Source organism: Clostridium fessum (assembly GCF_027698965.1).
GTDB lineage: Bacteria > Bacillota > Clostridia > Lachnospirales > Lachnospiraceae > Otoolea > Otoolea fessa.
On record NZ_JAQEQF010000004.1, the window covers coordinates 66,032 to 78,958 of the forward strand.

The 12,927-nt window shown below is 46.2% G+C and carries 10 protein-coding genes, 1 pseudogene and 1 riboswitch; of the genes and pseudogenes, 10 read left to right on the forward strand and 1 reads right to left on the reverse strand.

All coding sequences use genetic code 11. The annotated features are described in order from the left end of the window. Positions 1-232 precede the first annotated feature (232 nt). Positions 233-2,155, reverse strand: coding sequence for an ATP-binding protein (locus tag PG862_RS06610; protein WP_270706906.1), 1,923 nt, complete (start codon positions 2,153-2,155; stop codon positions 233-235). Positions 2,156-2,740: 585 nt separating this feature from the next. Here PG862_RS06610 and PG862_RS06615 point away from each other — a divergent pair. From PG862_RS06615 to PG862_RS06655, 10 genes and pseudogenes are all read left to right on the forward strand, one after another. Beyond that, positions 2,741-3,073 (forward strand): helix-turn-helix domain-containing protein, encoded by a 333-nt coding sequence (locus PG862_RS06615; protein WP_181986209.1) that lies wholly within the window; start codon positions 2,741-2,743, stop codon positions 3,071-3,073. 134 nt (positions 3,074-3,207) lie between these two features. Then, positions 3,208-3,283: riboswitch (cyclic di-GMP riboswitch) on the forward strand. 100 nt (positions 3,284-3,383) lie between these two features. Then, the gene (locus PG862_RS06620; protein WP_270706908.1) at positions 3,384-5,228 is read left to right on the forward strand and encodes an ABC transporter substrate-binding protein; all 1,845 of its coding nucleotides are present in this window, start codon (positions 3,384-3,386) and stop codon (positions 5,226-5,228) included. Positions 5,229-5,374: 146 nt separating this feature from the next. Beyond that, a complete protein-coding gene (locus PG862_RS06625; protein ID WP_270706910.1) occupies positions 5,375-7,540 on the forward strand; it encodes an ATP-binding protein in 2,166 nt (721 codons plus the stop codon). Positions 7,541-7,589: 49 nt separating this feature from the next. Next, entirely contained in the window at positions 7,590-8,018 is a 429-nt protein-coding gene (locus PG862_RS06630; RefSeq protein WP_270706911.1) for a hypothetical protein, read from the forward strand. Further along, positions 8,002-9,381: a ParB/RepB/Spo0J family partition protein gene (locus PG862_RS06635; protein WP_107001186.1), complete on the forward strand. Its 1,380-nt coding sequence runs from the start codon at positions 8,002-8,004 to the stop codon at positions 9,379-9,381. The genes PG862_RS06630 and PG862_RS06635 overlap by 17 nt, the downstream gene beginning before the upstream one ends. A 309-nt stretch (positions 9,382-9,690) precedes the next feature. After that, entirely contained in the window at positions 9,691-10,047 is a 357-nt protein-coding gene (locus PG862_RS06640) for a DUF7768 domain-containing protein (protein WP_009901612.1), read from the forward strand. Then, positions 10,034-10,447: pseudogene (locus tag PG862_RS14430) on the forward strand (DNA cytosine methyltransferase); the annotation flags it as partial. The gene PG862_RS06640 and the pseudogene PG862_RS14430, both read left to right, overlap by 14 nt. 81 nt (positions 10,448-10,528) lie before the next feature. Then, positions 10,529-11,119 (forward strand): class I SAM-dependent methyltransferase, encoded by a 591-nt coding sequence (locus tag PG862_RS14435; RefSeq protein ID WP_408639999.1) that lies wholly within the window; start codon positions 10,529-10,531, stop codon positions 11,117-11,119. A 4-nt stretch (positions 11,120-11,123) separates the two neighbouring features. Then, on the forward strand, positions 11,124-11,837 hold the full coding sequence (locus PG862_RS06650) for an antirestriction protein ArdA (protein ID WP_107001184.1): 714 nt from the start codon (positions 11,124-11,126) through the stop codon (positions 11,835-11,837). Between the two features lie 26 nt (positions 11,838-11,863). Next, complete coding sequence (locus PG862_RS06655) at positions 11,864-12,901, forward strand: hypothetical protein (RefSeq protein WP_227589682.1); 1,038 nt, start codon at positions 11,864-11,866, stop codon at positions 12,899-12,901. The last annotated feature ends 26 nt before the right edge of the window (positions 12,902-12,927 follow it).

The window sequence follows — 12,927 nt, forward strand, 5'->3', positions numbered from 1 at the left end:
TTTCCCTTATCAGAGTTCAGTCCGGACTTAAGCTCCACAGTGAAGTGGTCCTCCCAGACAATGATCCGCTCAAGCCAGCGCTTTACCAGGGCTTCGTCGAAAGCTTCCAGGTGTGCGGGCTGCTGCTTTATGAAATAGCGCACCACCTCTCTGCAAAATGGGTATAGAAAAAGCACCGTCCAAATAAACCTTGAACGATGCTCTGATAGTTAGCGGATTGTTGCTCAATCTTCTATCTCTTTATATTTTGTTTTATTGCAGTGGTCACTGCATCTATATTGAATGGCTTTGAAATGTGTCCGTTCATTCCAGAATCCAAGGATGCCTGTACATCTTCCTTGAAAGCATTTGCAGATTGTGCGATGATTGGAATTTTCGCAGCGTCTGGGCGCTCCTTGCTCATTGCACGAATTGCCCTTGCCGCCTGATGCCCATTCATTTTAGGCATCAGGACATCCATTAGAATCACATCATATGTGTCTGCTGGATTGTTGGCAAAACAAGCAACTGCGTCCTGTCCGTCTACTGCACGAGTTACATGCATACCTGCTTCTTCGAGCAGCGTGATTGCCAATTCCGCATTCAGCTCATTATCTTCTGCGAGAAGAACCTTTACTCCATTAAGGCTGACATCCTGTATCAGATTCAGCTCAGGTATCTGTTTTGGGTCTGCAAGTTCCATAGGAATTTCTACTGTAAAAGACGAACCACACCCTTTCTTGCTGTGAACCGTAATTGTACCGCCCATCAGTTCTACATATTGCTTGGAAATTGCCATTCCAAGCCCCGTTCCGGCATAATGTGTTCGTGCGCCGTTATCCTCCTGTGAAAAGGGTTCAAACAGCCTTTTCTGAAATTCTTCACTCATACCAATGCCATTGTCTTTTACCGCATAACTGCTTACAATATGCCGTTCGTCTATGCCCGGTTTGATACTAATTTCAAAAGTAATCGTTCCGCCATCTTTTGTAAACTTGACCGAATTGCTCAGAAGATTCGTCAATATCTCACGAATTTTTGTTGCATCCGTCAGAACATAAAGTTCTTTGGGGATGTTGCGATGTATCTCAAATGTTAAATCACGATTCAGTAGGAGTCCATCCACGATAGCAATCACATTATCTATTAGGACAGGCAAATTCTCCGGCTCAGGTGAGAAGCTTACCTTTCCGTTCTCGATACGGCTAAGATCCAGTACATTATTCAATAACAACAGCAGATGCTCTGAACTTATTTTTACCTTTTGCAGACTATCGTGAATTTCAGATACATTTGTCTGGTTCAGTGCAATGTCCGTAAATCCGATAATAGCATTCATAGGTGATCGAATATCATGTGACATATTAAGTAAGAAGGATGATTTTGCTCTGTTTGCGGTCTCTGCTTTTTCCGCAGCCTCGCGCAACAAAATCGTCTGTTCAATTTCATCTTCTCTTTTTCTTTTGTAGCCGATAAAGCAGACAGCACAAAGCAAAAACAGCACACATCCTGCCATAGTTCCAACATAAACGGATGCTCTTCTTGTTCGCTCTACAAGCCCATTCACAGACTGCATATCCATTTCAATGCATAAAGCACCAACTATTTCATCCGAATCGCCCGTTATAGGATAACAGGCTGTGAAAATAGGACCCCATGTCGTATCAACAATGTTCTGCGAATACACCGTTTCTCCTGAAAGAGCCTTGTTAATATACGGAATCATTTCATCCTCAATATAGTCTCCCGGATGTCTGACATCTCCTGCGTTGGGATCCAGACCGTCCACCACATAGATCAGCCTGTTTTCTTCATTTCGGGTGGCGGTGTATAAATATCTGGTTGAATTCAGCGTTCGAATTTCATTTAGAAACGAGGAAACCTTGTGATACATTTCTGTATTTTCATCAGATTGATGGCGGAGCGTGGCAAATTCTTCTCTTCCGATTTTTTTGTTTGCCAATTTATGGATTGCATCTGCATTTTCCATATCACGTTTGAGTTCCGTTTCAAGGGCGATATCTGTATACGATTTTTGCAGAATATATGTATATGCTGATGCCAACAATGTGATTGAAAGCGTCAAAATTGCAAATAAACCTATGGAAAACTTAGTAAATCGCTGCTTTAACTCCTGAATGTCTTTGACTGACTTCTTGTCTGCTTGTGTTTTCATTCAATTTGACTCCACTTTTTATTTCATAGAAATATGTGGAAGGGGCTGATGTAAATACCGCATCTGCAGAGCGTGCATTTTTCCATCAGCTGATTCGCTTTTCAGATTTATCCTTTAATTGTTTCCTTATCCGTTCGGATGTTCAGATTTGTTGCTGACATACGCACAACTTCCACATGGTTTACAGTATACTTACATACTCATGTTACGTCAATATAGTGTCATTATATGAGCTGTGAACTTTCTGTTAAAAGGCATCCATGTCAGATTGCGTAGCCATCTGCGAATAGCCTTTATATTCATCAGAAGGGTGATCCCTCTGGGATGGGGATTTATCCGTGGATATGCGGCTTTGCGGTATGAGAAGGTTTATTTTTTTGTTTGGGGTTTCAAACTTTTATGTGACAAACATAACTGTCTGTGTTATTATAAAAATGATATAAGCGAAAATGACTTTTGCGGAAACGAAAGTATCTTTATATTTTTTTATCCGTATACTTCCTATGATGGGGATAAATACTTGCAAAGTTGATTACTAATATTTTTTCATTATTACAGGTACAATAAGAACATGTAATAGCGGAAATGAGGTATAGTTACTTGCAGGTAGAGAAGTATATTGCGGATAAAATAACATCTTTATGTGAAAAGCGTGATATCAGTAAATACAGATTATCGCAGCTGTCGGGAATTTCCCAGTCGTCACTGGGAAGGATCATGGCGCAGGAAAACCTGCCGTCGCTGATCACACTTGAAAAAATATGTGCAGCTTTGGGCGTGACATTATCGCAGTTTTTTCAGGAAGGTAATTCAGAGAATCTGACAGAAAAACAGAAAGAAGTTCTAGGGATATGGAACGATCTGAATGCAAATGAGCAGGAAACAGTAATGTCAATGCTTCGTGGACTTCGGAAGTAGAAGAACAGTTCGAGTATATATATCGACTGTTCTTTTTTTGTTTTCAGGCGTTAAAACGGTAATGTTTTTCTTGTGTACAGTAGAGCGCTATAGTATAATAAAACCAGTTTTTTGCATAAGTTTAAAAGCTATAATAAGGAAATCGGCAAACCAGATGAAAGTCTGGGACGCAAAACTACAGGGCCTGTAAAATGGCAGCCAGTTGCATAAAATGAGGTGCACTGTCTGTCTGACAGTGCTTTTTTGTGGTGTTATTTCATAGACGTAACAATAATGACTTTATATAGGAAAGAATGAGGAAAATGAAAGTATGAAAAAGGCAAAACGTTGTCTGATAGCGGTGGTGTCAGGTGTACTTGTAGCAACTGCTGTCTTGTCTGGATGTGGACAGTCAAAGAAAGAAGTATCTAAAAATGATGAGCATCTTACCGTTTATCTGTGGGAAAATCGTTTGATGAAAAATATTGCACCCTATATCCATGAACAGTTTCCTGATCAGGATATCGAATTTATTATTGGTAACAATGATACCGATTTATACAGTTATTTTAAAGAACATGATGAATTACCGGATATCATAACAGTACGTCGATTTTCTGGAACAGATGCACAGGACTTACAGCCTTATCTTATGGATTTTGCTTCTTATGATGTTGTTTCTAAGTATTATTCCTATGCGGTGCAATATTATAAGAATGAGGAGGATGAAATCCAGTGGCTGCCAATCTGTGGTATTCCGCAGACGATCATTGCCAACAAAACACTGTTTGATCAGTATGGCATAAAGATTCCAGAAAATTATGAGGAATATGTACAGGCCTGTCAGCAGTTTTATGATAATGGCATAAAACCGTATTCCATGGATCTTGGTGAAGACTGGTCTAATAATGAAATCATCCAGGCAGCGGCAATCGGTGAGTTTACAAGCCTGGATGGTATTGAATGGCGAAACGGTGCAGAGACTGCAGCGGATGAAGTAAAGTTTGATGATACATTATGGAAACGTATTTTTTCAGAAACCAGTCAGTTTCTTAAGGACTCGCATTTTGGCAAAGAAGATATCAATATTGACATCAATACAGGAACCCAGATGTTTGTCGAGGGAAAATCAGCAATGTTTCATGGACATCCGACGGTTATGCAGCAGCTGCAGAAACAGATGGATGCGGAGCTGATCCGTATTCCTTACTTTTCACAGACATCGGATGAATCCTATGTGTATATGACTCCGTCATTAAACATTGCATTTAACAAAAACCTGGAAAAAGACCGGGAGAAACTGGATACTGCACTGGATGTGCTGGATTGTATGATTTCAGAAGAGGGGCAAAAGCTGATTGCGGATGGAAGCGGTGTTATTTCATTGAATACAGATGTTCCAACCATGATGCAGGATGTACCTGGACTGGAAGAGGAAATTAAAAATAATGCTGTTTATATCCGATATTCCGCTCAAAAATCATTTGATGCAAGTCTTGAGGCTGTTCACGGATTACTGTCAGGGGAAATGGATGAAACACAGGCTTATGATACTTTGCGCAGTGTAATGAATCGTAAAGTTCCGGAAGAAAAAGCAACGGTGAATTTTGAAAATGAATATTCCATTTCACTGAACGATAGAAATGGCCGTGATTCAGCATCTTCCATTTTAACTACGATCAGAGAAGAAAATGATGCACAGCTGGCTCTGGCACCATATTATTATTTCACTTCTTCTATGTATAAAGGAGAATGCACCAATAGCCGGGTTGGCATGATGACAGCAAAGAGTTCAGATACAGCATTATATTTTACAAAAATTAGTGGTAAACAGGTTTGTGAACTCGTGGAAAATTATTTCGCCGATGCGGATGAGAATTTTTATGTAACCAATAAATACGAATTACCAATTGCATCCGGTATGAAAATTATCGTCAATCAAGCGGAAAGTGGATTTTCATTAAAGGACTTGACAGTTAATGATAAGAAAATAGACAAAGAAAAGGAATACTCTATTCTTCTTACAGACACCACAATGTCTGTTTTGAAAAAAATAAATCCGAAATGTGAGATTGAGCAGCTTAAAGATACAACATTATCAAGTGCATGGATCGAAGCAATGTCAAAAGGACAGCAGCCGTCAGCACCGGAAGATTATATAGAGGTTGAACAGTAAAAGTGGAGATAGAACAAACGGTAAATAAAAGAAAAAAAATAACAAGGCTGTTGCTTATACTACTTATTATTCTTTTAAGCGTAGTTTGTATAAAGTATCTTATAAGTAAGTCTAGCAAGTATATCAGTGAAAATGGAAAAAGCAGTATGGGAGCTGTTGTTGAGCAGATGCAGCAGACCTATGATCTTCAAGTGAGTGGGTACTACAGCCAGCTGCAGTTGGTTAAGGAATTTTTACTTCATGAGAGGGAGCTGTCTCTTGAAACGGATATGAACAAAAGTTTCTTTGAAGCATGGGAAAAAGAATCGGAAAGTACACTTATATTCCTTCGGGAAAATGGTCAGGCAATATCAGCAGGTGGAACAAAAATGCGGATTGATATGCCAAGTAAATTTCTGCTGGACTTAAAGAATGGATACAATATTGGAAAACTGGTGCGTGTTGATTATGATCAGAAGAAAAAAGACGGTTATCTGGTTGCGATTCCATGTCAGGAATATACTATCAATGGGGAAACTTATACGGCAATTGGAAGCGTGTATGATCATTCGAAACTGGATTCCATGTTAAAACTGAAAGGTTATGACGGGAAAGCATATTTGTTCATTCTGGATAATGACGGAAATATTACGTATACGAACCAGAGTGGTGATAAATACCTGCGTAATTATTCCCTGTTAAAACATTTAAAAGGAGAACAGGCTATTACAGAAGAAGAGGCTGATTTGTTCAAAAAGAAGTTTAATAACAGAGAATCCGGAGTTGCACTTTTGGGAAAACAGAACCCCTATTATCTGGGGTATTGCCCGATAGAAAGCAACAACACCATTTTGGTATGTATTGTGGAAAGGGGAGTTGTTGACAATGTGCTGAGGGATTACCAGAAAACGGTGTTGTTTACAACAATACTCATGGCAGGTTATATATTTTTACTTTTTGCCGGATTATTCTACAGTATTTCCAGACTTAGTCTTGCAGATCAAAAAGCAGAATATGAAAAAAGAAATAATGAACTTCATTTACAAACAATGAAGGAAATGGAAGTAGTCAATCAAAAACTGAAAAAGGCAAAGAACGTTGCAACAGAGGCTTTGCAGACAGCTGAAAATGCAAATAAGGCGAAAACGGATTTCCTGTCTAATATGTCACATGATATTCGTACACCTATGAATGCAATCATTGGTATCACATCTTTGATCAGACATGATGCAGGTAATAAAGCAAAAGTTATAGAGTATGCAGAAAAAATAGACATTTCATCACAGCACCTGTTAGGAATTATCAATGATGTTCTGGATATGAGCAAGATTGAGGCAGGAAAAACAGTCTTCAAGTATTCTGACTTTTCTATTCTGGATCTTGTACAGGAACTTGACACTATATTTCATACTCAAATATATGAAAAGCAGCAGACCCTTACAATCATAAAAGAAAATATTCAGCATGAGTGGGTGAATGCGGATCAGGTTCACCTGATGCAGATTTTCAGCAACCTGCTTTCCAATGCAGTGAAGTATACCCAGGAAGGTGGGGGAATTCAGTTCTTTGTAGAAGAATGTGAGACAAAGTCATCTGTCTATGCAAAGTACCGTTTCTTAGTTAGCGATAATGGTATGGGAATGTCGGCAGATTTCAAGGATACAATTTTTGATGCGTTTACCCGTGCGGAAAGTTCCCTTACAAATAAAATACAGGGAACCGGACTTGGAATGGCGATTACTAAGAATCTGGTTGAGGCAATGGGAGGTACCATTGATGTGGAGAGTGAATTGGGACAGGGAAGCTGTTTTGAGGTTCTCTTGGATCTGAAAATTGCAGAGGATAGAACGGTTGCTCTGGCGGCACAAGAAGAAACAGATGAGCAGGATGGAAATATTCTGCAGGGAATGAAATTCCTGTGTGCAGAGGATAATGAGTTGAACGCGGAGATCCTGATAGAACTGTTAAAGATTGAAGGTGCGGAATGTACCATTTGTGAAAATGGCGAAGAGATTTTGGAAGCATTTGAACAGTCTGCTCCAGGTGATTATGACATGATTCTGATGGATGTGCAGATGCCTGTTATGAATGGTTATGATGCAACGAAGGCAATCCGCAGAAGCTCCCATGAAGTAGCAAAGAAAATTCCAATCATTGCAATGTCTGCCAATGCATTCTCGGAGGACGTTCAGCATTCTCTGGCAGCCGGTATGAATGCACATATTTCAAAACCGGTTGAGATGAAGGTGCTGGAAAAGACGATCAGAAGCATAAAATCTGGTGGGGGGGGGGTACCGAACCGCAGGTCACTGAACAGTAACAAATGGATTTGATGCGGCAGTGCAATTTTATTAAACCAGGAGGTTGACAAGGAGATTTAATATGATTTCGAGAGCAAAGAAATATGTGGCAGTGTTACTGGCTTTTGTATGCGTGTGTATGCTATTTTCTCCCCAGACCGCATATGCAGCCGAGGACAGTTCGCAGCATGAAACTGTCAAAGTCGGTTTCTTTGCCATGGATGGTTATCATGTGATGGATGAAGAAGGCAACCGCAGCGGGTATGGCTATGATTTTCTTCGGCTGATGGCCCGTTATTGGGATGTAGATTGCAACGGTGTACAAAGGGAACATAATAAAAAACTTAATAATGGACTGCCAATCTTACACAAAGTACCGCCCAAACGAGACTACGGGCGGTATTTTTGTATCATGGCGGAGAAAGGAGGAACTTCCCACGGGGGCTTGACTGAAAAGTTGAGCCCCTTTTTTCATGCCAAAAAACAGGAGGTAAATGCTTATGGCAGATGATAAAACCACAAAAACGCCGGAACAGCCGGTAACGGATAGCGGGCCGGGCAAGGAAACACCGCCTAATCCCCCAAAAGAGTCGGAGAAGGTTTCCGTTTCCCCGGAGCCGGAAAAAAAGACGGAACCAGAGGTAAAGACCCCACAGGTTTCTGTCTATAACTTCGCTGAAATTATGAAGGAAAAGAAAGCCGAGGAACGAGCGGCAGCTCCCGGCGTGGAAAAGCCTGACCCGGCAAAAGCGGAGAAACCGGAAAAGCAGCCGGAGGCTCCGAAAAAAGCAGAGGAAAAACCCAAAGAGCCGGAACAGCCGAAGCGCCGGGGCCGTCCCCCGAAAGCAGATAAGGACAAGGACGCAGCCTCGAAATCCAAAGCTCCCGCACAGAAAACGGAAAAGGCGGTCAAAAAGGAACCGGAGAAAAAAACGGCTCCAACGGTACAGGCCGCTCCCGCTCCGAAGGAACCCGAAAAACCGAAGGATGCTCCACGCCGGGGCAAGGAGCAGATCGTCTATATCAAGCTGAACGAACTCCACGCCTTCAAGAACCATCCCTTTGAAGTCCGGGACGATGAAGAAATGCGGGCTATGGTGTCCAGCGTTAAGGACAAGGGCGTGACCCAGCCCGCTATCGTCCGTCCCCGTGAGGATGGCGGCTATGAGATCGTGTCCGGCCACCGCCGCCAGAAAGCCAGCGAGCTTGCCGGATATGCGGATATGCCCTGTATCGTCCGAAACCTGACAGACGATGAAGCCATCACGCAGATGGTCGAGGATAATCTCAACCAGCGTGAAGAAATCCTCCCCAGTGAGCGGGCCAAAGCCTTGAAAATGCAGCTTGAGGCTATCAAGCACCAGGGCTCCCGCACTTCGGGCCAGATTGACCCGAAGGACGCAGGAAAACGCTCCAACGAAATTGTGGCCGAGCGTAATAAGATGGCGGTCAAACAGGTGCAGCGGTATATCCGGCTCAATGAGCTGGTTCCCGACTTGATGAAGCTGATGGATGAAAAAAAACTGGGCTTTACTACGGCGGTGGAGCTTTCCTATATCGGCAAGAAGAACCAGAACTATATCGCCGTTGCCATTGACAGCCAGCAGTCCTCGCCTTCACAGGCGCAGGCAAAGCGTATGCGGGAACTGGACGAAAAGAAGCTGCTCAACGGGGATGTGATCGACGGCATTATGATGGAGGACAAAAAGGAGGTAGACAAAGTGATTTTGACAGGTGCGGAACTGAGCAAGTATTTCGGCAAGGAAACTACGCCGAGGGAAATGAAGGACCAGATCATCAAGCTGCTGGACGACTGGAAGGGTCAGCAGAAGGAACACGAAAAACCGGAGAAGAAAACCGAACAGGAAAAGTAAGCTAAAACTTCGGGTCAGCATGGCCCGAGGATTGCGGGGCTCTGCCCCGCGCCCCGAAGCTCTGGAGATATAAATGATTCCCCGTCGCCAGTTATTCCGTAGCATAGCCGGGAAAATCAGTCAAGGGCAGCGCCGCCGCAGGCGGTGCCAGAGGCACCCTTGACGGATTTCTCCCGGTTATGCTTTTTCCCGGTCAAGCGACGGGGATATAAATTCTCCAGAGCCGTTCCCCTTCCCGGGGGAAGGGGCGGAGGGATTGGGCGAACTCTTGCTTTTCCCTAAACCAAAACAGAAATGGAGGCTCAACCAATGAAACGACCTTTAGCGTACCTGACCGCCGCATGGAGCGGCGAGCCGGATGTTGATATGGAGCTGGCGGCTCACTACTGCCGCCTTGCTTATGAGGCGGGCTTTTCCCCGATCTGCCCGCTCTTGTACCTGCCGCTGTTTTTGAATGACAGCGTTCCCGAGGAACATAAGGCCGGGATTGATATGCGCCGGGATATGCTGCGGCGTTCTCATACCCTGATCGTCTGCGGCAGCGTTGTGGACGAGGATGTGAAAAACGATATTGCGGTTGCCGGACGGCTGGGCATTGCGGCGACAACGCTGGAAGGGGTGCTTGCCGTGAAGGGACACGGCACCCCGGGCCATGCCGGACATTAAGCTGGGGAGCCTTTTCGACGGGATCGGCGTGTTCCCTCTGGCTGCTTCCCGGTGCGGTATCCGTCCGGTCTGGGCCAGCGAGATTGAAAAAGCGCCCATCTCCATAACCAAAAGGCACTTTCCCGATATGGCGCATTTGGGAGATATTACGAAGGTGGACGGCGGGAAAATCCCGCCGGTCCATGTGATAACCTTCGGTTCCCCCTGTCAGAACCTTTCTCTGATCGGCAACCGCTCCGGCCTTGCCGGGGCAAAATCAAGCCTGTTCTATCAGGCGTTTCGTATCATACAGGAAATGAGGGATGCTACTGATAACCTATATCCAGCTATCGCTGTTTGGGAAAACGTCATGGGAGCGTTTTCTACAAATGACCGGATGGACTTTAGAGCCGTCCTATCCGCCTTCTCGGACACCGAAGTTCCAATGCCTCCTTCGGGAAGATGGGGAAATGCCGGAATGGTGCGAGGGGGAACGCCTGATGTGTGCTGGCGGCTCATGGACGCCCAGTATTGGGCAGGCACCCGAAGGCTGGCACGAAGGCAGCGGATTTTCGTCGTGGCGGATTTTGGAGGCAGACGTGCCGCAGACATACTATTTAAGCCCCGTCCAATGCTCCCACTTCCTCCGCCTTGCGGAGAGGGCGGGCGGGCCGCCGCCGAAGGAGATCGAACAGCTTCTTTTGAAACAGGGCGGCAGATACCAGTCATCCACCCCTTTCAGTGCTTCCGTATGCGGGGAGCGGCAAAAAGGCAGGAAGAAACGGCCTTCCGAAACAGCTTCGGATTACCAACTGACCCTTTTCCCACTCTTTTAGCCAGTGACGTGACGCCCTTCGCCTTCTGGTATGAGGGCGACCCGGAGGGCGGCTGTATCCGTTTTCTGACGGAAACGGAAAGCGAACGGCTGATGGGGCTGCCAGAGGGCTGGACAAAGTACGGGGCGGACGGCGTGGAGATCCGGCCTCTGCAACGCTACAAGGCGCTGGGGAACGCGATTGCCCTCCCTTGCGCCGATTACATTATGGCCGGGATCTATGAGGTGCTGGCTGACCGGGCCGGAAAGGAGGAATGAGCCCATGTTTGAAGCCTATATAACCAACACCGCCCTGTACCCCTTGATGGGGATTGAGGTAGGGACAACGGTACATTTCCCCACGACGACACAGGAGTTGCAGGCCGCCCTTGCCAAAATCGGGATAGACGGGAAACGGTACAGCGAAGTGTTCTTTACCAGCTTTGACAGCGATGTGCTGGGGCTCTACGATCATCTCTACGAATGTGAGAACATCGACGAGCTGAACGAGCTGGGCCACGCCCTGCTGGAAGTACGGGATAAGGGCGGACTGGAAACCTTTGAAGCCGCTCTTGTCTTGGGAAACCACACACGGAGCGTGAAGGATTTGATAAACCTGACGCAGAACCTTGACCTTTACCGCTTTTACCCGGATATTTCCGATGATGAAGGGCTGGGCCGCCTTTACGCCGACGAGCTTGGGACCATCGACATACCGGAGCACATTCAGAACTACTTCGATTATGAAGCATACGGGCGGGATGTGCGTATCAACGAGGGCGGCGTATTCGCTCCCGGTGGATATGTGTCGGCAGTCCCGGAGGGCTTCAAGGAGTATTACCACGGGCCGCAGGACATTCCGCCGGAACACCGGATATTTGCCTATCCTGAAAAGGCCGAACCTGTCCACTCCATTCTCGTTGCACTCAAACGGTTTCAAGAAGCCCCGCCCGCTCCGAAAAAGGACAAGGCGGGGCCTTCCCATGAAGAACGGTAGGACTTCGGGCCAGCATGGCCCGAAGCATGAAGGAGGTGCATACCATCAACTATTACCCTATCAATGAAGGAGCCGCCCGCCGGGCAAAGGAAATGAACAGCTTTTCCGACTACAAGGAAGGGAGCGCAACGGCGGAATACCGGGCAATGGTGGACAAGGCCGCCGCCATAGCGGAAAAGCAGAAATCCCGGGTGGCCCCCATGTACCATGAGAAGATCGACCATTTGTTAGACACCTATGCCCGAAAGCTGGCTGAAAACATGAACCAGGGCTTTGCCATTGACGCAAGGGTTCCCTCTGTGATGATCGCCGGACCTGCCAATTTCCCGGTGGGGAAGAAGGAAAAACAGAACCGGGCCCGGGACAGCAACATGGAGGAATGGCAGTATATTCAAGGGCTGCTGGATAAGATACGCAGTACCGGCATGGGCGGGATCAGCGCCGATGACCCGGCAGCGATTGAAAAGCTCCAGAAGAAGCTGGACGGGCTGGAACGCTCCCAGCTCATTATGAAGGAGGTCAACGCCTATTACCGCAAGCATGGCAAACTGGATGGCTGTGCGCTGCTGTCGCCGGACCAGATCGAAAAGCTGAAAGCAAGCATGGCGTCAAGCTGGCGGAGCGACCCGAGGCCCTTTGAAAGCTACCAGCTTACCAACAACAACGCGGAGATCCGCCGGGTAAAGGCCCGTATCGAACAGCTTTCCAAACAGGCACAGCAGGAATTTTCCGGCTGGGAGTTCGATGGGGGTCGTGTGGAAATGAACCGGGAGGACAACCGCTTGCAGGTGTTCTTTGACGGAAAGCCTGACGCGGACACCCGGGCCGAGCTGAAAAGCAGCGGCTTTCGTTGGGCTCCCAGCGTGGGTGCATGGCAGAGGCAGCTCACGGACAACGCCATCCGGGCGGCTGACCGGCTGGAATGTATCAAGCCGCTGTCCGGCGAAAAGCCCTCCCAGCTTCAAAAGAAGCCCTCTATCTTGCAGACCATGCGGGAACAGGGCGAAAAAGTCCAGACGGAGCCGGAAAAGAAAGCTCCGTCCGGCAGGGATGCCGAGCGGTAAGCCTCGGGCCACATTGGCCCGAGGCT

What these genes read in the sequence shown, in the direction of transcription:
- PG862_RS06640 (WP_009901612.1), top strand. Translation starts at nt 9,691, where the DNA reads ATGAAACGACCTTTAGCGTACCTGACCGCCGCATGGAGCGGCGAGCCG.
- PG862_RS06615 (WP_181986209.1), top strand. Translation starts at nt 2,741, where the DNA reads ATGAGGTATAGTTACTTGCAGGTAGAGAAGTATATTGCGGATAAAATA.
- PG862_RS06650 (WP_107001184.1), top strand. Translation starts at nt 11,124, where the DNA reads ATGTTTGAAGCCTATATAACCAACACCGCCCTGTACCCCTTGATGGGG.
- PG862_RS06655 (WP_227589682.1), top strand. Translation starts at nt 11,864, where the DNA reads ATGAAGGAGGTGCATACCATCAACTATTACCCTATCAATGAAGGAGCC.
- PG862_RS06620 (WP_270706908.1), top strand. Translation starts at nt 3,384, where the DNA reads ATGAAAAAGGCAAAACGTTGTCTGATAGCGGTGGTGTCAGGTGTACTT.
- PG862_RS06635 (WP_107001186.1), top strand. Translation starts at nt 8,002, where the DNA reads ATGCTTATGGCAGATGATAAAACCACAAAAACGCCGGAACAGCCGGTA.
- PG862_RS06610 (WP_270706906.1), bottom strand. Translation starts at nt 2,155, where the DNA reads ATGAAAACACAAGCAGACAAGAAGTCAGTCAAAGACATTCAGGAGTTA.
- PG862_RS06630 (WP_270706911.1), top strand. Translation starts at nt 7,590, where the DNA reads ATGATTTCGAGAGCAAAGAAATATGTGGCAGTGTTACTGGCTTTTGTA.
- PG862_RS06625 (WP_270706910.1), top strand. Translation starts at nt 5,375, where the DNA reads ATGGGAGCTGTTGTTGAGCAGATGCAGCAGACCTATGATCTTCAAGTG.